Annotated in this window: 14 protein-coding genes; all 14 read left to right on the top strand. The window is 39.5% G+C overall.

Annotated elements, in window-relative coordinates; genetic code table 11:
• Positions 1-104: 104 nt before the first annotated feature.
• The 14 genes from F1644_RS11005 to F1644_RS10940 all read left to right on the top strand — a co-directional run bounded on the left by F1644_RS11005 (position 105) and on the right by F1644_RS10940 (position 24,787).
• Positions 105-2,396, top strand: a complete 2,292-nt coding sequence (locus F1644_RS11005) for a S9 family peptidase (RefSeq protein ID WP_118304496.1) — start codon at positions 105-107, stop codon at positions 2,394-2,396.
• Positions 2,397-2,541: 145 nt separating this feature from the next.
• A complete protein-coding gene (locus F1644_RS11000) occupies positions 2,542-3,099 on the top strand; it encodes an RNA polymerase sigma-70 factor (protein WP_118304495.1) in 558 nt (185 codons plus the stop codon).
• 73 nt (positions 3,100-3,172) lie between these two features.
• A complete protein-coding gene (locus F1644_RS10995; protein WP_118304494.1) occupies positions 3,173-4,336 on the top strand; it encodes a FecR family protein in 1,164 nt (387 codons plus the stop codon).
• Between the two features lie 70 nt (positions 4,337-4,406).
• On the top strand, positions 4,407-8,009 hold the full coding sequence (locus tag F1644_RS10990; RefSeq protein WP_229782342.1) for a SusC/RagA family TonB-linked outer membrane protein: 3,603 nt from the start codon (positions 4,407-4,409) through the stop codon (positions 8,007-8,009).
• Between the two features lie 28 nt (positions 8,010-8,037).
• On the top strand, positions 8,038-9,417 hold the full coding sequence (locus tag F1644_RS10985; RefSeq protein ID WP_118304493.1) for a RagB/SusD family nutrient uptake outer membrane protein: 1,380 nt from the start codon (positions 8,038-8,040) through the stop codon (positions 9,415-9,417).
• A gap of 13 nt (positions 9,418-9,430) precedes the next feature.
• Entirely contained in the window at positions 9,431-9,631 is a 201-nt protein-coding gene (locus tag F1644_RS10980; RefSeq protein ID WP_087418989.1) for a hypothetical protein, read from the top strand.
• Between the two features lie 26 nt (positions 9,632-9,657).
• Entirely contained in the window at positions 9,658-10,932 is a 1,275-nt protein-coding gene (locus tag F1644_RS10975; RefSeq protein WP_087418988.1) for a Calx-beta domain-containing protein, read from the top strand.
• 3 nt (positions 10,933-10,935) lie between these two features.
• On the top strand, positions 10,936-11,898 hold the full coding sequence (locus F1644_RS10970; protein WP_168044064.1) for a hypothetical protein: 963 nt from the start codon (positions 10,936-10,938) through the stop codon (positions 11,896-11,898).
• Between the two features lie 87 nt (positions 11,899-11,985).
• Positions 11,986-12,564 carry a 30S ribosomal protein S16 gene (locus tag F1644_RS10965; protein ID WP_087418986.1) on the top strand — a complete coding sequence of 193 codons (579 nt, stop codon included), beginning with the start codon at positions 11,986-11,988 and terminating at the stop codon, positions 12,562-12,564.
• Between the two features lie 4 nt (positions 12,565-12,568).
• Positions 12,569-13,096: a ribosome maturation factor RimM gene (gene rimM / locus F1644_RS10960; protein ID WP_087418985.1), complete on the top strand. Its 528-nt coding sequence runs from the start codon at positions 12,569-12,571 to the stop codon at positions 13,094-13,096.
• Positions 13,097-13,431: 335 nt separating this feature from the next.
• A complete protein-coding gene (locus F1644_RS10955; RefSeq protein ID WP_087418984.1) occupies positions 13,432-15,993 on the top strand; it encodes an adenosylcobalamin-dependent ribonucleoside-diphosphate reductase in 2,562 nt (853 codons plus the stop codon).
• A 394-nt stretch (positions 15,994-16,387) separates the two neighbouring features.
• Positions 16,388-19,759, top strand: coding sequence for a PL29 family lyase N-terminal domain-containing protein (locus tag F1644_RS10950; protein ID WP_087418983.1), 3,372 nt, complete (start codon positions 16,388-16,390; stop codon positions 19,757-19,759).
• A 143-nt stretch (positions 19,760-19,902) separates the two neighbouring features.
• On the top strand, positions 19,903-21,141 hold the full coding sequence (locus F1644_RS10945; protein ID WP_168044066.1) for an OmpA family protein: 1,239 nt from the start codon (positions 19,903-19,905) through the stop codon (positions 21,139-21,141).
• 874 nt (positions 21,142-22,015) lie between these two features.
• Positions 22,016-24,787 carry a PL29 family lyase N-terminal domain-containing protein gene (locus F1644_RS10940; RefSeq protein ID WP_087421332.1) on the top strand — a complete coding sequence of 924 codons (2,772 nt, stop codon included), beginning with the start codon at positions 22,016-22,018 and terminating at the stop codon, positions 24,785-24,787.
• The last annotated feature ends 103 nt before the right edge of the window (positions 24,788-24,890 follow it).

Genomic DNA, 24,890 nt, shown 5'->3' with positions numbered 1-24,890 from the left:
ATGGGAATTTGTTGAAAAAGAGTTACTTTTGAGGCAAGCGGTTTCATGGTTTATTGGTCTTTACCGTGTCATCGTGCTTATGTAGAACGCAAAATGTATTAAACATGATGAGAAGTATTGTATGCATACTACTCTTCCTGATGGGGAGTAGTGTATTCGCACAAAAGGCGGATTTTAAAGCTTGTGCCAAATTTTCTGAGAGAAATCTTTCTGATTATGTCTACAGTTTATCGGTTTATCCCTCGTGGATCGGGAATTCTGATTTTTTCTGGTATTATTACACGACGGGTGACGGAACGGTGTATTATTTGGTAGATGCTAAGAAGGGGAAAAAGCAAGAATTATTTTCAACGGAACGACTTGCTGCAAGATTAGCAGAATTGACAGGTAAAACTGAAGATGTTCGGAATTTTAAATTGGGAGGGTTCCGTTTTGAGGGAGATAATCCTTATCGATTGATGTTTTCCAGGTACGGGAAAGATTTTGAATACGATGTGAAACGTGATGTCTTGAAAGAATATTCACGGGAAAGAAAAGAGAATAGTTTTAGCCGGGTTCCTTACTGGCAACGCTGGTCTCCGGATAGCAATTATATGGTGTATGCTTACAAGCATAACGTGTATATACAGGAAAAGGGGGACACAACTTCTTACCAGTTAACGACGGATGGAGAACGTTATTATTCATATTCTTTTCAGCGGGATAAGGATACGGACAAGAAGGAAGGGGCATCAATTACTTGGTCGGGGGATTCCAAGGTGTTCTATTGTCTGCGGCAGGATCGTCGGAATGTGGGGGAGGGGTATTTGATTGATCATCTGGCAGAGCCCCGTCCGACGTTGAAAACTTATAAATTTCCGATGCCGGGGGAAAAGTATGTTTACACGTATGATTTACATTTGTTTGATGCAGAGAAGAGATCGCATCAGGTGGTTGACATTGCGAAATATCCGGATCAGGAGGTGAAAGTGATGCTTTTTGATTTTAATAAGTACCCGGAATATATTTATTTTACTCGTAAGAGCCGGACGTGTGACGAGATGGATCTTTGCCGGGTAGATACCCGTACGGGAGAGGTTTTTGAAATTATTCACGAACGTTGTGAGCCACATTTTACAGAGCAATTGTTTGAATGTCGAATTCTGAATGGAGGGGAGGATATTCTTTGGTGGTCGGAACGTTCCGGTTGGGGGCAATATTATCTTTATAACAAGGAGGGGCAGTTAAAGAATCCGGTGACAACAGGGGATTTCGTGGCAGGGAGAATTACGGAGATGGACACGTTGGGACGTAGTTTCGTGTTTGAGGGGTATGGTCGGGAGAAGGGAATAAATCCGGAGTATCGTCTTTTCTATAAGGTGAATTTTGATGGTTCCGATTTGACGTTGTTGACTCCCGGAGACGGGTTTCATTCGATTGATCTGGCCAAGAACGGGAAATATTTGATTGATAATTATTCCCGGGCGGATCAGGAGCCGATTGCCGAATTAAGAGACACGAAGGGAAGGAAAATTATGGAATTGGAACGTCCTGATTTACGCTTGCTGTACGAGATGGGATGGAGGAAACCGGAACGGGTAAAGGTGAAAGCGGCTGATGGAATTACGGATCTTTATGGTGTGATGTATCGGCCGTTTGATATGGATTCGACACGGAAGTACCCGATTATCATAAACGTGTACCCAGGGCCGCAAGAGAATTTTGTTCCACAGTCTTTCACGTTGGATGATAATGGAAACGAGTCTTTGGCTCAGTTGGGTTTTATTGTGATTAATGTCGGTTTTCGGGGCAGTTGTTTTACCCGGGGACGGAATTACCATTGTTTCGGGTATGGAAATTTGAGGGATTATGCTTTGGCGGATTGTAAGTTCGTGATCGAACAGTTGGCTAACCGATATTCTTTTATTGATTTGGACCGGGTGGGTATTTACGGACATTCCGGGGGTGGTTTTATGGCTGCAGCCTCTATTCTGACATATCCGGATTTCTATAAAGTTGCAGTTGCAGCATCCGGTAATCATGATAATAATATATATACGAAATGGTGGGGTGAAACTTATCATGGTGTGAAAATGCATGAGAAGAAAGCAGGAAAACAGGATAGCGTGGTGTATTCGTTCGAATCCAAGATTCCTACGACGATAGAATTGGCTAAAAACTTGAAAGGAAAATTGCTGTTAATAACGGGAGATATGGATATTAACGTGCATATGGCTCATACGATCCGTTTGGCTAATGCTCTGATGCAAGCGAATAAACGCTTTGATTTGATGCTTATTCCCGGGGCGGATCACGGCTTGGGTTCTCCTTATTATGTGAATCTTATCCGGTATTATTTTATTGAAAATCTTTTGGGTCAGAGAGTAGATAATGTTGATATGAATAGCATTGATTGATAATGATTAAACGATCCTTTTTTGATTTTATTTTCAAAAAAATTATTCGTAATTGAAAAAAATGAGTACCTGATAATTAGGTACTAAATTTTTTTGAATTACGAATAATTTTTGTTGAAAATAATTATCAAAAAAGGATCGTTTAATGACAGAGGAACGAGGTGAGTATATTCGATTTTTGAATGGGGAAGTGCTTGTTTTTAAGCACTTTTTTAAAGAGCATTTCCCCAAATTTTTTGCCTTTACTTCTCGTTTTATTGATGATTCGTATGTACGGGAAGATATTGTGCAGGAAACTTTTATTATTGTTTGGTCCCGACATTTGAAAATGTTTGATTCAGAAGTGGCATTGCAGGCTTTTATTTATCGAACTCTTCGAAACAAGTGTCTGGACTATATTCGTCATGAAAAAATCAAAGAACGTTATTCAAGTGAGTATTCGAAGGAACGGGAGACAAGTGATTATTTAATGCAGGCGATCATAGATGAAGAGAGTCGTTTCTTGATTCATAAAGCGATCAAATCGTTAACTCCTCAAGTGCAGGCCGTGATAAAATTACATTTAGAAGGCAAGAAGAATAAAGAGATTGCGGAGGAAATGGGGATAAGTGAAACAACTGTAAAATTTCATAAATCAATTGCTTATAAGGAGTTAAATAAATCATTGGGACATTTATTTTTAATGATTATCATGTTGTCATAGTTTTTTTGAAAAAAATAAAAATTTCACCTATACTGTTTTTTATCTCGATCGTTATTGGGGAAACGAGAGTTAGATGAAAGAGATAAGTCAGTATTTATTCATAGCTAAATTAATCTGTAAAGAACGGATTATCGGGTTGGATGATTCGGAGAGAAGACAGTTGGATTCATGGAGGAATGAATCCAAGGAGGTTGAGCGTGTTTTTTTTAACCTGCAAAGAATTTCTACGGAAGAGTTAGAAAAACGGTATGACGAGGTGGATGTTAATATGAAATGGGAAGATTTCAAGAAACGGCAACAACAAGGAAGGAGAAATATAAGAGTGGGAGTGACTGTTGCGGCGAGTATTTGTTTGTTAATGACAAGTGGGTTGTGGTTATGGTTGGGAGGTGCAAGAGAGGAAGGTGTTGTTTTGGCAGAACAGGGACGGCAAAATAATGTTTGTCTCGTGTTGTCAACCGGGGAAGTGGTGGATATTTCGAATGCAGAGCAGGATGAGGTAAAATTGGATAAAGGGACAAAACTTTATTCCGGGAATCGTTTGGAGTACGTTCGACCGGATTCTTTACATAAGAAGGAGTTGGAGTTTAATCAGTTGATTATTCCGAAAGGGACATTTTACCATTTAGTTCTTTCGGATGGGACGAAAGTGTGGCTGAATGCAGATTCAAAAATAAAATACCCGGTGTCTTTTGGTAAAGATAAAAGAGAGGTCAGTTTGCATGGAGAGGGATATTTCGAGGTTGCCAAAGACAGTACCCGTCCTTTTATCGTGAGTACGGATAAGATGGATGTGAAGGTGCTGGGGACAACTTTTGACGTGAACACGTACGAGGATGAAGGAAAAAGTTTTGTTGTTTTGGTAGAGGGTCTCGTGGAAGTGTCGGCGGGAAAAGGGGAATCCCGGATAATTACTCCGGGACATATGGCAGAAGTGAATATGTATGACGTGCAGGCTAAGATTCAAGTTTCAAAGTGTGACACGGAACATTATGTTGCTTGGAAGAATGGTAATTTCAGTTTTAGGAATGCCTCGTTAACAGAAATTTTGAAACGGGTGTCCCGGTATTATGATGTAACCGTTATTCGGGAACAAGTGTTTGAGGAAGAGTATTATACCGGGGATGTGTCAAGTGACGTCTCGTTAGAGTCTTTGCTTGCCGTTATTGAATCTTCAAATTCTGTATCATTTAAAGTAGAACGCAAAATCGTCTATGTACAAAAGAAAAGAGATTAGGCTAATTGGTCTTTCCTAATCTCTTTAACGCAAAATGTTATATAGACATAACACACAAATATAGGTAAAAATGATGGTAGAAAAGTTTTTTTTCAGGAAATTCAACAAGAGTTGCGCATTTTTGATGCTACTGTTATTCGCAGCGGGTCCACTTTGGGCAGGACATTCACCGGAAAAGATAACCTTGAAGGTGACAAACGAGAAACTGGTTAAAGTGCTTGAAGAGATCAAAAAGCAATCCGGGTATAATTTTGTATACAACGAGAAATTCGTGAAGGATCTTGGAGGAATAACAGTTGATGTCAAGGAAGTTTCTTTGGATAGCGTGATGAAAGAGGTGCTGAAGGGAACAGGGTTACGTTATCGAATCCAAGATCGGATTATTTTGTTGGAGAAGGCTCCGCAAGTTAGTAATGAGAAAAGATTCAGAGAAATTAAGGGGAAGGTGAGAGATGACCGTAACGAATCATTACCGGGTGTGACAGTACTTATAAAAGGAACATCTATAGGGGTTTCGACGGATATTGATGGTAATTTTAGTTTGAATGTTCCTGAAGGAAATGATTTATTATTGATTTCATTTGTGGGGATGGAAACGTTGGAGGTGAATCTGAAAGGAAAAACAATGCCATTGGATGTTGTATTGAAACCTAAAGCAGACGAGTTGGATGAGGTTGTTGTGACAGGGTACACACAAACAACGAAACGGCGTTCTACGGGGTCTGTTGGGATTATAAAAAAAGAAGTTTTCGAGAATCGTCCCGTTTCGTCAGTTGATAATTTGTTGCAGGGGCAGATCGCAGGAGTTAGTGTGTTGGCGACTTCCGGTCGACCGGGTGCTTCTTCTAAGATTCGAATCCGGGGAACAAATACATTGACAGGGAACGCCGAGCCTTTGTGGGTTGTGGATGGTGTGCCTTTGCAAAAAGATATCCCCGATATTTCAGCCGGGCAGATAAAATCGGGTGATTTTGATAATATTTTCACGACGGGGCTTGGGGGAATAAATCCCAATGATATTGAGAGTGTGACGGTGTTGAAAGATGCGTCTGCGGCGGCAATTTACGGATCGAGAGCGGCAGGTGGGGTTATTGTAGTGACTACAAAACAAGGGAAAGCGGGTAAGATGAAAGTGAATTATTCCGCTAATGTTTCGATCGTTTTGAAGCCGCAACGGGATATGAATTTGATGAATTCAAGGGAGAAATTAGCTTGGGAGCAAGAGTTGTGGGATGAATTCTCTGCGAAAGGTTTTAATAGCGGGACATATTACCCTGTCGTGGGGATTGTGGGGATGATTCGTTCCGGTAAAGACGAGTTTAAGGGGATGAGTGTCGCGGAGCAGGATGCGTATATCGAGGATTTGGCATCACAGACAACAGATTGGGTTGATATTTTGTTCCGGAATTCATTTTCAATGAGTCATCATCTTTCTTTGTCGGGAGGAAAGGAGGAGTTCACGTATTACCTGTCATTCGGATATTCCAACGAGAAGGGTACGATGAAGAATAACGCGTATAATCGTTATAACGTGAGTTCTAAGATAAATTTGAGACCAGTAGAACGGTTGAACCTTCAGTTTGGGGTGGATTTGGCCAGTCAGAAATCTGATGCTCCTTCGATGAATGTGAACCCGTTGGAATATGCTTATTATGCTAATCCTTACGAGCGCCCGTATAATGAAGACGGGTCGTATAGAGGCGATTACACGTATTTTACATTGAATCGGGTAAATGGCGGATTCACGGAAATGCTGCCGGAAGGGGGAGTGAATATATTGCGGGAGATGGAGGAAACGTCGAGTGATGCTTATAATACAACAGTAGATTTGCGTTTTAGTGTGGACTATCGTCTTTTGAGTAAATTCAGAGTATCCGGGATTGCCTCTTACTCTTTTACAAATAACAAGACGGATAATATAAATGGTAAAGAGTCTTATGCCGCTTTCTTGGATCGGTTGTCTTTTGATAGTTATCCGAGTACCCGGACATATGGGTCTATTACCCAGACTTCCGCAAATAATAGTAGTTATATGGCTCGGTTCCAATTAGGGTATGATGATCTTTTTAATGACCAACATCGCATCGGGATTATTGCAGGAGCAGAAATCCGGGGTGACAATGCCAAGAGTATTTATGAAAAACGTTATGGCTATGACGATGTAACGGGTAATTCATCTATTCCTTTGCCCCCGAAAACAGGAGATAATATTAGTTATAACCAGTTGATTTCATTCGGTAGAATCGTGGATGGGCTTTCTGGACAGAGTCGTACGGAGAATCGTTTTGCATCATTTTATTCGGCTGTAGATTATACTTTACGGGATAAGTATATGGTGAGTCTGTCGTTCCGGACTGACGGGTCAAATAATTTCGGTAGTGACGAGCAATTTAACCCGACGTGGTCTTTGGGGGCGGCGTGGCATATTGGGGACGAGGGGTTCATGCAAAGGATAAATCACGTGTTGAGTCGGTTGAAGCTAAGTCTAGCTATGGGATATACGGGTAATATAAACAAGACGGTGAAACCGAACTTGATCATGAGTTACGAGAGTGATTACAGAAAGGCCGATAATGATATGTACCGGATGGGATGGATCAAAAATGCTCCTAATCCCAAGTTGAAATGGGAGAAAACACGGGACATGAAAGTGGCTTTGGATTTCGGATTGTTTCGTGACCGGATTTCCGGAGTCGTGGAGGGATATTATCGTAAAAGTATAAATTGCGTGACATCGGTGAATGTTCCGGTGATGACCGGATTTTCTAGTCAGAGTTATAATACTTCCGAGCTTGAAAATAAAGGTATCGAGGGTACGATTCGGGCTACTATTTTAGAGTATAAGGGATTTCGTTGGAATATGTCGGCAAATATAGCGTGGAATCAGAATAAGTTGACAAAATATGAATCCCCTACCGGACATATTTACGGGAACTTGTACGTGGGATATCCTTTAGGGGCGGTTTTCGGAGGAAAGACTTCAGGTATCGATCCGACGACGGGGTTGTATAAGTTTAAATTGCGATCGGATGCCGTGATTAACAAGGAGACGGATTACGCAGACGCAACAAATTATCGGTTTTATTTGGGAACATCAACAGCTCCCACGACGGGAGGGTTTAATTTGAATTTTTCATATAAACAATTTGCGCTTAACATAGGAGGTGCTTTTACGCTAGGTGCCAAGTTGTTGAATGATTTAAACACTCCTGCCAGTTATTCCAGTATTTCGGTTGAAAACAAACCCTCGGTAGAAGGAGGGCGTGAATCTATCCCGATGAGATATAACGATTTGTACGTAAGTCATTTAAATGTGCGTAAAGATGTCGTTAATCGTTGGCGTGCAGATCAAGCAGTTGGAACGAAATACCCACGGATACTGGATCGTTACGGCGAGCGTTTGTATCTTGACAGGACCAACCCGTCGAGTACTGATATCACTAATGGGGCTTTACTGGAGAATGTTTCTTTTTTGAGAGTTCGGGATATTACATTTACCTATAGTTTGCCGGAAGATATACTGAAAAAGATCTCCTTGTCATCAATGAGTTTCTATTTATCAATGAATAACTTCATCACGATTACAAACTATTCGGGAATTGATCCGGAAACACCGGGTGCTACTTATCCTGTAACACGTTCTGTTTCATTTGGTTTGAATATTGGTTTTTAAAATAAATATGGATTAAATATTTTTAGTTATGATACGTAATCGTAGGCTATGGGTGATAATAGGGCTGTTTGTCTTGTGTTGCTCGTGTAAAGAATATCTGGATTTAAAACCTTATGGGGAGACGATCCCGGAAACTCCGGAAGAGTTTGAAGCTTTACTTCATAGGACGTTAAATAATATAGACTATGGTAATGATGCTGTTATTATAGGAAATCAATCGACAATCCTGGATTATGATTGTGTGACGGATAATTTGGATGCAAGTTTGACAATTTTGCCGCAAGGGAATAGTTTAAACCTGTATCTGGGGGAAAAGTTGAATGGATTCCAATCTAATTACAGTCAACTTTATGAGAAAATCCGGGACTGTAATCTCGTGATCGAAAATATGACGCAGAAGGAGTCTGCAAAAGGAAAGAAAGTGTTGGCAACGGCTTATACGATGAGAGGCATATGCTATTATAACTTGTTGCGTTTATTCTGTGAACCTTACGATAAAGAAAATGAGAATTCACAATTGGGCTTACCGCTTGTTAAGGTCTTTGATATGGAGGCTAGGCCTATACGTTCTAGTATAAAAGCCACGGCTGAGTTTATTGAAGAGGATCTGAAGAATGGTATAGGGTATAACCTGACGGACGATATATATCGATTGACGGTTGACGTGGCCAAGGTTTACCTGATGAAACTTTATTTTTGGACGCAGAATTGGGGAGAGGTTACGACCTTGGGAGAGGAATTGTTGAAGAAATATCCTTTGTTGGAGGGTGAGGCTTATAAGGATATGATACAAAGTAAATTTACCCGAAAAGGAAATGTGTTGATCCGCTCGCTTGTTTACGGGGATGAAAGTGCAGAATCTACGTTTCAACTTTTGGTTAAATATCGTCCCGTGAGTAAGCAATTTATAGATTTGTTTGTGGAGAAAGAAAATGATATCCGGTATGAATTATTTTTTGATAAGAAACGTGTGGTTAAGAAGCAGTTGACGGCGCAAGTGAGAAGTGCTGAGATTGCTCTGATGTTGGCAGAAGCTTACGCTCATATTCCGGATAATGATAAGGCTTTAGAACATCTGAATGCCCTCCGAGCCAAACGAATCAGTAATTATGTGCCTTATTCATTGACAACTTTACCTTCTGACACATCGGTAGGAGAAATCAGAGAAGACGTGTACGGGAAACCTTTGACTCCTTTATTGGCAGCTATATTGAAAGAGCGCCAAAAAGAATTGTTTCTGGAAGGTGATCGGTTGTTTGAACTGAAGAGGAATGGATGTCCTGAATTTTGGGTTACGAAAGACGGTTTGAAGTATGTGACTCTAAAATACATGTACACAGCCCCGTTGTCAAGGGTGGATGTGGATTTAACTCCTGGGTTGATTCAGAATGAAGGGTATGAACTTTAAAATATGATTTGATATGAAAACGATGATATTGTTTTTTTTCGGGATGCTTTTGATTTGTAATGCTTGTGGGGATGTTGACGAGGAACCGCCCCGGACTGATAGTATAGCCCGGCAATACGTGATACCTCAGGCGAAGCCATTGACGGCAGAGGAGCGTGAATTTATTAAGGCTAAGAGAGAAGAATATAATAATGCGATAAATAATGTAGAATAAATTGTTAAACCTATAAACGAAAGATTATGAGAAATTTAATTTTACTGTTTTCTTTATTCTTATTAACAGGAATATGGACATCTTGTAGCGATAATGATGATGATGATATGCTGGATGTTTCATTTGCGAAAACGGCTTATTTTTTGCCAGCGAATGAACCGGTAAAAATAGAAGTGACTGCGAATTCAGCGGTTGCCGAGAATACGGTTGTAAAATTCGGGATTACTGGTAGTGCTGTGAAAGATGAGGATTACACACTCTCGGCGGAGGAATTTGTTATCCCGGCAGGTGAATCTTCTGCTTTCATAGAGATGACCCCAAAAGATAATTTTACGGCCGATCGGGATGTGAAATTATCAATCCTGTCTGGGACTAATTATAAAATCGGGAAAAATGGTGTTACCACGGTTACGGTAGAGTCCAAAGAACAATTGATTTATTCGTTCGTGCAGGAGTATTACGCTCTTGCAAACGAGGTAACGGTTGAAGTGGAAGTAAAGGCGGTTGCGGGTACTTATGGACAGAAAGAAGAAGTTCATATTCCTTTTACAATCGGGGATGCTTCTACTGCAAAAGAAGGCGTGAATTTTGAGATTGAAGGGGGTGTGAAAGAATTTGTTATTCCGGTCGGTTCTTCAAAAGGATCAATAAAAATAAAGTTATTGAATGAGGAGGAAGGAAAGGATAGGATTATTTTGGAAACGAAAGATTTGAGTGAACGTTTTATTCCGGGTAATTTTGATGAAGCGATCGTGAAGGTTGATGGAAAACCGATGGGAAGAATGATCGGAAAGTGGGTATTTGAAGAAGAATTGTTGTTGAATTATTGGAAAAGCAGCTATCTGGAATGGCAGCAGGCTCCAGAGTCTGATTTCGTGAATATGCCTGTGAATAATACGAATAAGGATACATTGGAATTTATTGCAGGAGAAGTTGACGAGATGAAAACGATTTTGACTGGTGATTTGAAGAATTATTTTAGGGATTGTGAGGTAACGTATGTGCGTGATGAAAAAGAACGCTTGATAGAAGAGGGTGGTATTCGTCCCACGGTAGTGACCATGTCTGTTTATCATTTAAGTAAAGCAAATGTTACTTTTTCAGCGGGAACTGTTAAGGAAAAAGAAATAGAAATAGGGTTCCGTATGATTGATGATAATACCCTAGAAATTACTTTGTACGATTATGAGCCGACTGATTTCTACCAGACGATTTACGAGGGAATGAAGGCTGTTGCTGGAGAGGGGGAAATTGCGATGCGATATATTCAATTGCGTTATCATTTTACAAAAGTAAAATAGTCGATGAGATTAATGATGTTTTTATGGATTGCATGCCTGTTGGCATGCAATTCTAATGATAGGACTCCGGTAAGGGGAAATTTACAGAATTGTAAAGGAAAGAAAGTTTATTTTGAGATTTGTGGGCAAGACACAACCATTACTGTGGCTTTAGATAGTGTGGGAAATTTTGAGATTAATTTACCGTTAAGGGAAGCAGGATATGTGCGCTTGGCAAATGGTAAGGCCGCATTTCCGCTTTATTTGCAGCCGGGTGAGAAGGTTCAGGTGAAGATGGATGTGGAAAAAGTTCAAAATGGGGATTATAAATCTGTTGAATTGGTGGAAGGGAATAATCCGGAAACGAGGATGATGGTGGATTATTACGAAAAGCAGTGGTTCCCATCGACACAGGAAATGTTTGTGTTACCTCCGGTAGACTTTAAACAAATGATGGATTCTATCGTGCGGCATAATGATGCTATTATTACCAATTTTGTGAAAAAAACACCTTGTGACCCGGAATTCGAACGTTTGTTCAGAATACAAGTAAAAGTTCCTTTGGCTGCTTCTTACTTTTATTACCCCATGTATCATTCTTTATTAAATAGAGAAGATCAAAGTGAGGAGCCTGACCATTTCAATATATTTGATGAAATGTTACCGAAAAATGATATTGGTGTCTATCAGAAAGTATACCGATACAAGGTTTACGAGGTTTCCTATTGGAATAATTTGCTGGGAGAGAAGTTGGCTGGTTTGATGTCGGAACCGGAACAATTCGTGAATGCTTATATTGACGAGTTGAATAAATTGGGGTTGCACGAACAGATCCGGGATGATGTAGGGAATAATTTCGTGATGCAGTATTATAATGAATTACCGGAGGAAGCCGTGTTGATATTGAAAAGCAGATATAAGGAGATTGTTGTTAATCCAAAGTACCTGAAAGAAATAGAACGTGTTTTTCAAAATGTTTTGCCCTAAAAGAATTTTCAACTTTCAATTAATTGACTATCTTTGCACCCGCCTATCGAGAATAGGTAAGTAATTAATGAGTTAAAATTAAAAAGAATGGCAACTAAAATTAGATTAGCAAGACACGGTCGTAAAGGACGTCCGTTCTACCATGTAGTGGTAGCAGATAGTAGAGCACCGCGTGATGGTCGTTACATTGAAAGAATTGGTTCTTACAACCCGATGACCAACCCGGCTACAATTGATTTAAATTTCGACAGAGCGTTATATTGGTTGATGACCGGAGCTCAACCGACTGACACGGCTAAAAGAATTCTTTCTTACGAAGGAGTACTTATGAAAAAGCACTTGTTGGAAGGTGTGAAGAAAGGTGCATTTGATATGGCTGCTGCTGACACGAAATTTGAAGCTTGGAAAAAAGAGAAGATTGCTAAAATTCAGGCTAAAATTGCTCGTTTGGCTAACGAATCAGAGAGTGCTTATAAGGCTCGTCTGGAAGCTGAGGCTAAAGTAAAAGAGGCTAAAGCTGAGATCGTGGCTAAAAAACAAGCAGAAATTGCCGCTGCAAAAGCTGAAGCAGAGGCAGCTGCCAGAGCAGAAGTAGAGGCTGCCGCAACTGAAGTAGCCGCAGCAGAGGCTCCGGAAACTCCGGCAGAAACTCCAGCAGCAGAGTAATTTTATGGTCAAGAGAGAAGATTGCGTAAAGATAGGAGAGATCGGTAAGACTCATAACTTACAGGGCGCCCTTATTGTTTATACGGATAATGATCTTCTTGAACAATACATGGATGAACCGGTGTTTATTCTTTTAGAAGGGGCACCGGTTCCCTTTTATATTGCCGAAGATGGTTTAACAGAAAGAAACCATTCTTCTTATATTGTCAAATTTGATTTTGTTGACTCGAAAGAACAGGCAGATCGTTTGGTAGGATGTGACCTGCTAATGGATAAATACCTGTTGGAAGAAGAGAATGAATTGCCTTTTGAGCTTTCAGACTTGATTGGCTATTCCGTGCTGGACGAGTTGACGGGAGAGACGGGTGTCGTGGAGCAGGTGGATAATTATTCAGGTAACGTGGTTCTCACGATAAAAATATTTTCTAAAGAAATTCTTCTTCCCGTATCCGATGAATATGTTCTGGATATTTCTCATAACGAGAAAAAAATACATGTAAATATTTCTGAAGAAATCAAGGAGCTTTATTAAACCTTTTTAAATACTTAAACGTATAAATAGGTAAAAAATAATCGCTATTGGTGTGTCTTATTGGGTGTTTTGGAGTAGAGTACTTATCATGTAAAGTTCAATTTTTATTAAAGCAAAATATTTTTGTGGAATATTTCTAGTTTGTACCAATTTTATATTTGGAAAATTTTTTGGCTTTATTTGAAATGATAAATATGTTATTATCAGGTAAATGTGTATTCATTTTGGAAAACTTTCGTGTTTTGTTAGTAAAAACATTTTTCCAAGAAGTTTTTTTTCTTTAGTTTTGTCCTTGTTGAATTGGTCACAAAAAATACTATTTATATAATACGCTAATGGAACAAACTACGAAGAAAGTGGAAAAGCAAAAAGAAACTGTGAAAGAAAAGAAAGTCTACACGCAGGAGGAGGCTTATAGCAGTTCCTTGAATTATTTCAAGGGGGATGAGTTAGCTGCCCGTGTTTGGGTAAGCAAATACGCTTTAAAAGATTCTTACGGGAATATTTTTGAGTTGAATCCAGATGATATGCATCATCGTTTAGCTTCAGAGATTGCTCGGATTGAGAGAAATTACACGAACCCGATGACGGAAGAACAAATTTTCGAGGTGTTGCGTGATTTCAAATATATCGTTCCGCAAGGAGGGCCGATGACGGGAATCGGCAACGATTATCAAATTGCATCCCTTTCTAACTGTTTCGTGATAGGACATGATGGTCCTTCTGATTCCTATGGCGGGGTAATGAAGATTGATCAAGAGCAAGTGCAATTGATGAAACGAAGAGGTGGAGTAGGACATGACTTGTCCCATATTCGTCCGAAAGGGTCTCCAGTGAAAAACTCTGCTTTGACTTCTACTGGAATTGTTCCTTTCATGGAGCGTTATTCGAATTCTACCCGGGAGGTGGCGCAAGATGGTCGTCGGGGGGCGTTGATGTTGAGTGTTTCCATCAATCACCCGGATTCAGAAAGTTTCATTGATGCGAAAATGACCGAGGGGAAAGTAACCGGAGCTAATATTTCGGTGAAAATTGATGATGAGTTCATGAATGCGGTTATCGAAGAACGTGATTATATTCAAAAATATCCGGTATATTCTGACGAACCTAAAAACGTGAAACAGATTAGTGCGGTAAAGTTGTGGAATAAGATTGTTTATAACGCATGGAAATCTGCTGAACCGGGTATCTTGTTCTGGGACACGATTATTCGGGAGAGCGTGCCGGACTGCTATGCAGATCTGGGGTACAGAACAGTTTCCACGAATCCTTGTGGAGAGATTCCGTTGTGCCCGTATGATTCATGTCGTTTGTTGGCAATTAACTTGTATTCTTATGTGGTAAATCCTTTCGAGAAAGACGCTTATTTTGATTACGAGTTGTTCCGGAAACATGTCGCTATTGCTCAACGTTTGATGGATGATATTATTGATTTGGAATTGGAGAAAATAGATGCCATTCTTGAGAAAATTGCATCAGATCCGGAAGATAACGAGGTGAAGGGTGTTGAAATTCGTTTGTGGGAGAAAATTAAAACAAAAGCCAGAGAAGGGCGTCGTACCGGGGTCGGGATCACGGCTGAAGGTGATATGTTAGCTGCTCTCGGGTTGCGTTATGGTAGTGATGAGGCGATAGATTTTTCCGTAGATATTCATAAACAACTGGCTGTTGCCGCTTATAGTTCTTCTGTCGAATTGGCTAAGGAGCGTGGTGCGTTTAAAATTTTTGACGCTGAAAGAGAAAAAAATAATCCGTTTATTTCTCGTTTAAGAGAGGTAGCCCCGGAGATGTACGAGGAAATGGTGAAATGTGGTCGTCGTAATATTGCTTGTCTGACGATTGCTCCGACGGGAACGACCAGTTTGATGACCCAGACTACTTCCGGTATTGAGCCTGTATTCTTGCCGGTTTACAAGAGAAGAAGAAAGGTGAACCCGAACGACAAGAATGTGCATGTTGATTTCACGGATGAGATGGGTGATGCCTACGAGGAGTTTATAGTGTTCCATCATAAATTTGCCGTTTGGATGGAGAAAAACGGGTATGATGTCCATAAACGCTACACGAATGAGGAAATTGATGAAATGGTGGCTAAGTCTCCTTATTACAAGGCGACTTCTAATGATATTGACTGGGTTGCTAAAGTGCGTATGCAGGGACGTGTGCAAAAGTGGGTGGATCACTCCATCAGTGTTACCGTGAATCTGCCTGCAGATGTTTCAGAGGAATTGGTTGGGCAGCTCTATATCGAGGCTTGGAAGAGTGGATGTAAAGGATGTACGGTTTATCGTGACGGTTCTCGTTCCGGAGTTTTGGTTTCCAATAAAGATAAGAAGACGGATGGGGCAATGCCTGCCAAGCGCCCGAAGGAATTGGATGCAGAAATCGTGCGTTTCCAGAATAATAAGGAGAAGTGGATTGCCTTTATCGGTTTGTATGACGGACGTCCTTACGAGATCTTTACCGGTATCGCCGATGATGAAGAGGGAATTATGTTACCGAAGGCCGTGACCGATGGTAAGATTGTGAAGAACACGGATGAAGATGGAAATAGCCGTTACGACTTCCAGTTCTCGAACAAGAGAGGTTTCAAGACGACGGTCGAGGGGTTGTCATATAAGTTCAATAAGGAGTATTGGAACTATGCTAAATTGATTTCCGGGGTCTTGCGTTATGGAATGCCGATCAATCAAATCGTGGATTTGGTTGCTGCTATGGAGTTCGATAATGAGAACATCAACACGTGGAAGAATGGTGTGGAAAGAGCGTTGCGGAAATTTATCCCGGATGGTACGGAAGCTACTGGTTCTGTTTGTGAGAATTGTGGTTCTAAATCCGTTATTTATCAAGAGGGGTGTTTAATCTGTAAGGTTTGTGGTTCTTCTAAATGCGGGTGATGATTATATGGTAATTATATAGACTTTCGAGTTATAAGTGAAAGGTGACCAGATTAGTTTGGTCACCTTTTTTCATGATAATTGATGTGCTAAGATGTTTTACTTGATTTTCTTTAAAAGCGAGTTTTTGTATTCTTTGAAAATCAGATATTTGCATAAGTGAAAAAGATTGTATTTGTAATATGTATTTATTGTAAATTGTTGTTTGTCAGAGTGCTGTGTTGAAATTTAAACGAACGATTATTGATTGTTTGAATTGTTAAAAAATGGAGGCGTGTTTTTAGACAAATATTTACACATGTACACAATTAAGTTAGACAGACATTTAACAAAGAAAAGTTGCGCTTTGGGGTGACTTGATATTTTTTAATTACCAATATAATTCTTTTTAAGTATGAACAAAAAACGGAATTTTGCAAAAATGGCACTTTTAAGTGCTCTACTTTGTGGTCTTGCAAGTCCTACTTTCATCGGTTGTAAGGATTACGACGATGATATTAAGGATTTGCAGGAGCAGATAACTGCAAACAAAACATCCATTGATGAACTTTTGGGGAAAATTAAGGAGGGACAATTCGTACAGGGTGTTGAGAAAATCGCTAATGGATTGAAAGTTACTTTGGGTGATGGTAGTGTTGTTGAGATCGTGAATGGTAAGGACGGTGTTGATGGAAATGACGGAAATGATGGTAAGGTTCCTTCATTTGAAATCAAAGAAGACGGACACTTGTATGCGACTTATGAGGGGCAAGATCCTATTGATTTAGGAAATGTGAGAGGGGAAGATGGAGGTGCCGGGACTGTAACTGACGTGAAGCTCACGGTACAGGACGGGTATCTTTATTTGAACGGCAAAATTATCGAGCCGAAAATTGCTATCGGTGGGATTTTCTATGTAGAACAACAAGGCTATGTAGAACTTTATATGCCGAAAGGAACAGTGAATGAAGACGGAAGTATTACCGTTGGAGACTACGAGAAAGTAACACTTCCAAAAACAACGAATATTGTAACGGATATTTTATTCATGCCTTTAACTCTTTCTGCAGGAGAGGCTCCCATGATTTTCTTCCCGACAATTATTCAGGACGAGACTGATGGTGTGGGTAATTATGTAAATGGAACTGCTGCAGCTCCAGAATACACGGTAGGAACAATTCCGGCAGAGCCTAGTTCTATTCTTTATGCTGGTAAGGCTGAGTTGAAGTATCAGTTCAATCCTCGTTCTGTTTCTTTTGACGCTTTTAAAGTGTTAGGATTGTGGAAACATGGCGAGGCTACCGTAATTTCTCGTAGCATGAAAGACGGGGCAAACATGATCTTTAACAAGGGTCAGAGATTCTATGATATGGCAAATGGTGTTCTGGAAGGTGCTAAGAGTTATAGTCAAGATAAAGAAGTCGGAATGTTGCATTTCCGTGCAAAATCATGGAGATTTGCCGAGATGGTAGGTAATAATCACCAAGGTAATAAACGTGATCTTCTGACATTGGCTGTTTTGAACGGGAAAGATACCGTTTATTCAGAAATAGCACCGGCTAAACATTGGCATATTGCACAAAAAGATGTACGTATCGTGAATACGGATGTTGAGCATTATGCACTGGATGCAAACAAGGAAAACTTGTATGCAGATAAATTCCGGTCCGTAAACTCTTATCAAGATAAAAAGGCAGCTCCTGCAAAACAAGAGGATGCAGATGAATATTACAAGAGTCTAGCTCCAATCACGACTTTCGAGATTGCATATGACAACCGGAAAGATAATGGAGGTAAAGGATTAAACTTGACAGAACTTTTCCGTACATTCTTTATTGACAATGGAACGGAATATCCGTTTATGACGAATGGATTTGATGACTATCAGTTGAAATTCGAAACCGTTTCTTTCAATAATTTAGGTGTTGACCAAACAGAAAGATATTTGGAATTGGTTTCTACGATGGAAAAAGACGGAACGGATGAAAGACAATTAGTAACTAAAGCTTACGTGAAATCTCCGGATCAATATCCAGGATTTGAACAAGGTGATCACTCTGCTGCTATTGGAAGAACTCCGATCGTGCGTGTGAAATTGGTTGCTCCGGTTGAAGATGGTGCTAGTGCAGAAGCAGAAGAAAATGTTGTTGCTTCTCGTTTGATCAAGTTAGAGATCAAGGGTAAAGAGAGTGTAACTGAAAAGATTGTAATCAAAGACACGATCAGAGTAATGCTACAACATAAAGATCAAGCTGTTGAACTTGATATGGACCACATTTACAATGACCTTCGTGTACAACAAGCAGGTTCTAGAGGTAGAGAAGAATTCCACAAACATTATCAATTCGATCCGACTATTACGATTGATTTGCAAAAACAACATACTGCTGCTTTAGATGCAGATGCTCGTAAGAAAGATGTTGATTTGGAAGAAAGAAAAGCAGAAGACGGAACGATCTTGAATCAATTGGATTTGATTGTTAAACCTACTGCATTCAGCACGGAACATGTGGAGTATGTTGTTAAGGCTAAGTATGTTGACATCCCGAATAGTGGAGAAGTTTATCCGGATGTAAATGTTGAATACACTGTATTTGTAACTTATCCGAACGCTGTTGCTCCTGAAATTACCAAGTTGAATTGGCAAAATCCGGGAACTAATGGTGAAGGTGGTTTGATCTATGCTCACGGACGGATCGCTCCGGGTGCTGACGGAAAAGTTGAAACAACGGATGACGAATATGATATGGTGGCCGTTTTGAACAATATGTTTGACTTGGAGAAATACACGATGGATCAAATGCTGAAACCGAGAACGGGTGAAACTGCATATGATTTGGCAACAATTGCAAAACCTACATTATCATTCGAATTGGTTGACAAGTATAATAGTTCTTCCGATTGGGCTGGAACAACCGATGGTCTTAAATTGTATCAAGAAAATGGTGTTTGGAAGATTGAATTGGAAAAATCAGATGCCGGACGTCAATGGATCAATGCTATTGGTGAAGACAGTAAGAGAGTGAAGATTCGTGCCGTAGTAAGTTTCAACGAATGCTATGACGGATTGTATGGAACTTGCAACAATGGCGAGAAGAAGTATAACAAAGATCAAGCTTCTGACAATTTACCAGAATGTAAAACCACAGACAAGGTAGGTTCTCAAGCTCATGATATGCACGATTATACGGGAACTGCTAAGGCTCCTGAATATGGACGTTCTCAAGTTGTAATTAAAGAATTTGAAGTTGCATTCATTACCCCGATCAGATTCGTCAAGAAAACTATCGATCCGTTGTATGACAAATATCCTCTTGCTGAGAACAAAGCTTATTTGAAAGATTGTTTCAGACTTGCAGATTATTTGTCTGACGAGAATGCAGCACAAGAAGGCTTTAGATACAACCATATTGTATACGATACAGATCTGACAGATCAAGGAACTATTGATTTGTTCAAACGTGGAACCGATGGATGGTGTAACTACTGGAAACAGGTATACGATGTAAACAGTGTGTTCGAATACAAGGTAATCGGTGGATTCTTCAGCGATGGAACTGCGCTTGATACAGAGAACTCCAAGAAAATCAAATTTGAAACGGATGCCGAAGGCGAATATGTAACTTGGATCAATGATGGTGAGGATATTGCTAACGAATTTGTAATCAAAGTTGAAGTTTGTGTAAAACATGTTTGGGGTCTGGTATGCAATCATGCAAATAAAGAAACTGAACGTGGACACTCAGTTGTGACATTGGAAATTCCGGTAAAATTCCATAAAAACTAGAAATAGGATTAGGATACAGAGAGTATATAAATCTTTGCAACCAGAAGGAAATCATTAAAATGATTTCAAACAAGAAGAGAGGGGTGTCTGATTCAGACACCCCTTCTTCAAACGATCAGAAATTGAATACGACACATTTAAGTATGAAAAAATTGCTATTATCTTTTTGCTTTTTAGTGCTGACTTCTTTTTTGTGGGCACAAGTGCAAAAGAAACAAGTGTACAATGATTTTTCCCGTTGGAGCTTGGGATTGAACGGGGGCATATCCATTTTCCGTGGGGACATGGTTTCTTTCTCCGCTGATAAAACTTACCTGGGTAGACAAGGTGGTTTACAACTGGGTTACCAGTTAACCCCGACTTTCGGTTTGTCCTTGACAGCCGATATGGGACAGGGGAAAGGGAGTGCCAAGAAATGGGAGAAAGAGTTCAAGATTTACCCGACGGGGGAGTCTTACTACGGGACGCTGCCGGAAGAGGGTTTCGCTTATTATAATGACGTTTATTCCAAGGTGAAGTATTTCACTATCGGGTTACACGGTGATTTTAACGTGAACAATTTTTTCGGGAAGAAAGAACTACGCCGTTGGACCGTGTTAATAAGCCCGGCGGTTTACCTGCAAAAGTTCTCGCCCAAGTTATACAAGAAAGAGGATGACAAGCGTTTTGACCCCTCTTCCACGCTGGATAACGACCTGAACTTAGGGGTAGGAGGTGACATCGCCTTACGCTATCGCGCGAGCAAGCATATCGATTTACAATTGAAATCCGGTGTTACCTGGATCGCTAACAACAATTTTGACGGTGTTGCCACTTGTTGTTCCAGTAAATACAACTGGTTGGCGAACTTGTCGGTCGGGGTGGTCTGGAAGATGGGTAACAACAAGAAGAAGGAGAACTTGATGTATGCCCCCGCTCGTTCCGTGCCCCCGGTAACGCTCCCGGTAAAAGAGGAGACACGCCCGGTGGTGAAGGAAGAGCGGAAACCCGTTGTGAAGGAGGAGAAAAAGCCGGTAGAGAACGTTGTGAAGGTGGAGACCTCTGCAAAGACTTTCCCGGTATTACCGACAATTCACTTTCAACGTAACTTGGCGGTTATCGACACGGTTCGTTTCGCCGGTGAACTTTCCCGTATCGTGGAAGCATTGAAGGAATTCCCGGGGGTGAAGGTTGATATTCGTGGTTACACGGACCACACGGGAACGGATCGAGTCAATCTACCGTTATCCTTGAAACGTGCAGAAGCCTTGAAATCTTACCTGGTTGGTAAAGGGGTTTCAGCCGACCGGATGAGCACGTTTGGAGAGGGTAAGGATATGTCGGTGGATCAAAAGGATATTTACACGGAGAAGGCTCGTAAGGTTGAAGTGAAGAAACATTGATGTAAACTCATGTAAATATTTTCCCTACCATTATTAAAAAGAGGCTACCAGCTTTTTTATCTAAGCGTAATGCTGTTTTGGCATGATAAAGTCACCTATATTAAGGTGGCTTTTATATTGAAATTGATCAAAAGGAAACGAGAAAACGTTGACAAAACGAAAGGTTTTAGTGTTAAAATTAACTGTTATATTTTTTATTGATAAAATATCAATAATCGTTCATATATTGATTGCAAATGTACGACTTTTTATGAAACAAGAAAGAATTGATCAAAAAAAATTTCATATTTTGTATATATATTGTTTATTATGTGCGCAAAACGACACAAATGATCTGTTTTACAGATTGTAGATACGCATTTCGATATAAATATTGATAGTAATTGTTGCATTTTTACGATCTATTTAAGAATCATATTCTCACCTTTTATTTCAAGATAACTATATACTATATTATTTTAGGAGATTAATTGGGATAATGAATCATTTTTTTGTATTGGGAACTAAATTTTCCCATTTCTACAAATAACTGATTTTTAGAGGTTTTATCTAAGCCGATTTTAGACATGATATTCATATTATAAATCCAGATAATTTTATTTAATAGATAATACTGTTATAATCAAACATATATCGTCGCATAATACATGAAATATATTTGATAATCTATTTTTATAATATATTGATTACAAGGTTGTTATGCAATTTATTAAACGAACAATTAATGCGTTGTTGTAATCCTTAAAAGAGGAGGTGTATGATTAACAAGAAAATAACGTTTGTTTCAAAAATTGTAGAATAGAATTTTAGTGATAAAGTTGCGCTTTTGGGTGACTTGATATTTTTTTAATTACCAATATAATTTATTTTAAGTATGAACAAAAAACGGAATTTTGCAAAAACTGCACTTTTGGGTGTATTGCTTTGTGGTCTTGCAGGTCCTACATTCGTTGGTTGTAAGGATTACGACGACGATATAGATGGTTTGCAAGAACAGGTGAACACTTTGAACAAGAACTTTGAGGAATTGAAGAAACTTGTTAACGATGGAAAGGCAATCACGAGTGTTACTCCCATAACAGGAGGTTTCAAAATTACATTCAACGACAACACAAGCTATGACATTGTAAATGGGAAAGATGGTGAAAAAGGAAATGATGGAGCTGATGGCGTTGGAACAGTTGTAAGTGTTGATGAGAATGGACATCTGATCATCGACAATGTTGACAAGGGAAAAGTTGTTAATGAAGCTGCTGCAGATGTGGTAATCACGATCGGTGAAGATGGCTATATCTATGTAAATGGAACAAAACAAGAAGGGGCAAAAGTTAATACACAAACGGGTGCCTCTTACGCTGTTGATCACGAAAAATTTGTAGAATTCTACGTGGTAGACGAAAAAGGTAATCTTCCTGAGACTCCGGTTAAGATCTGGAAAAACGCTGCTTTAAGTGGTTTGTTGACTATTCCGAATTATTTGGTAGATGTTGCAGAGAACGGATTGTTGTTCCCGACGATCTATGGTGTTGATAAAGATGGCGCTTACGTACGTCTTTATGCCGGTAAAGCTGATTTGAAATATCAGATCAACCCGAAAGGAGCTACTGTAGAGAATCCGGAGTTTGTAAAACAACAGATTTTAGCTCGTTCTGCTAACAACGGAATTCTTGTTTCAGACGTGAATGTTGACGGGGAATATTTGACTTTAAGAGGTAAAGCCATGAGTGGTTTGTACTCTTATAATGAGTTGGAAGACGTAACCGATGAGGATTCATACATTTGGGGATGGGATATGCAAGAAGGAATGATTGATCCATCATTCAATATTGTCGCATTGAAAGTTCAAAATCAAGGAGAAGAATTGATTTCTGATTATGTAATGGGATTTGATTACAACATCTCTCAGAATGATGTGACAATTGAGAAGAAATTTGTTGAAGAAGGAGAAACTGAATATAAAGATGTACTAGCTAAAACAGGGGATGAGGCTAAGGCTGCTGACGCTCATTTCACGTTAGTTTATAAGGATGGTAAAGGCGAGTTGAAATTAGCTGACGAAATCGCTGCATTCTTTAAAAGAACAGGCTTGACTAATAAAGAAGGTAAATTCGAGTTTACTACCAATGGATTTGACGAACATTCTTACAAGTTTGAAAAAGTTGAATTCTTATTTGAAGATAACGATGGTAATAAAGAGGATCATTGTAGCTATGTAAATTTAGCAGAAGATGGTACTTTGACAATTAAAGAGGCTAGTGATGAGAAAGGTTCTTCCATTGGTAGAACACCAATTATTAAGATTACATTGGTAAGTGATGTAGAAGTTAATCATGGTAAAGATGTAAAAACGGTGTATGCTAAAGTGTTAATTGCAGAGAAAGAAGCAGAAAAAGAGATCCCGGCTTACACTCAAGCATTAGATTATCTGTTGAATAATGTAGGTACTGCTCAATATTTGCAATTGGATAAATTGTATGGACACGTTGCTACTCATTTAGGCATTTTAGGTGCAGATAAATTCCATACGATTTATACTACATTCGAACAAATTACAGAAGTTCCGTTTGATAGCGAAATCCAGTTGAAGATGACAGGAAAAACGGAAACAGAGAAGAATGAATGGTTGGCAGTTTATGTTCCGAACTATAAGAAAGCCGGTCAATATCAAGTGAAAGGTGTATTCAAATCTACTGACGACAATGTTTATCCTCCTGTATACGTGATTTACACGGTTAACGTTAAATACCCAGTAGGACCTTATTTGATGAAGCGTACGGATGCAGATCAGGGTGGTAACTTCTGGGAAGGTGGACATATGCTTGTAAACGGTGTATTTGACAAGACGAACGACTATGTATTTGACATGGGAGGTAAGATTGCAGATGCATTTATTTACAATTTGCCATATGACGAGAATCCTTGGGATGCAGCATGGAATATTGAAAATAAAGTTAGTGCTAGAGCAAATATTCAGTATACTTTTGTAAATCCGGCAGAAAAGGATGCAAATATTGTAGATATAAACGCTACGACCAAAGAGGATTGGAAGGGTGAAATTTCTGTAACGAAGTTACCTGCAGATGCTGATTATAGAGATATTGACGTTCAACCGGTTACTTGGTTTAACTTGGATCTGGACAAGATGGTCAATAATGTAGCTACTGGCGGAACGATTAGCATGACAGACGGTTTGAAAGCAAACACTGAAACTAAATTTACAGTACGTTTCGTTTCTCCGTTGAAATCATTGGTTGCCAAGGGTGGTGAATTGGATAAAAATAATACTACAATAGATCAAACTTTGAATATTATGAAGAGCATCGTTGTAAAAGATAAAAAAGATGTTGTTCTTTATGAGAAAGAAGCATTCGAAGAAATCATTGTAGATGCAGATGGTACTACGAAACGTGCAGCAGATAAAGTATACCAAATTTCGGCTCCGAAATTTGAATGGGCTGATGAGAATTCAAAAGCATTTGCAGCACAAATGGAACAAAGAGGTGGTAAGTGTTCTATCGATGAAACGACAGGTATTATCACATTCCATGCTACTGGTGAAGTAGGAGCTGTAAACTTGAAGGTGAAAGTTTCTATGGATTGTCCGTGGAGAAAACTTGAAACTATTGTAACTGTAGCGGTGAAATAGTTAAGATAGATTATAAGAAAATAATGGAACTTTGTTTTCATTATTGATTGCAACCAGGAGAAAGGGGGTGTCTGTACAAGACACCCCTTCTTCAAGTCATCAA

This window comes from Butyricimonas paravirosa (genome assembly GCF_032878955.1).
In the GTDB taxonomy this organism is placed as follows: Bacteria; Bacteroidota; Bacteroidia; order Bacteroidales; family Marinifilaceae; genus Butyricimonas; species Butyricimonas paravirosa.
This window is presented reverse-complemented; position numbering and strand designations above follow the sequence as displayed.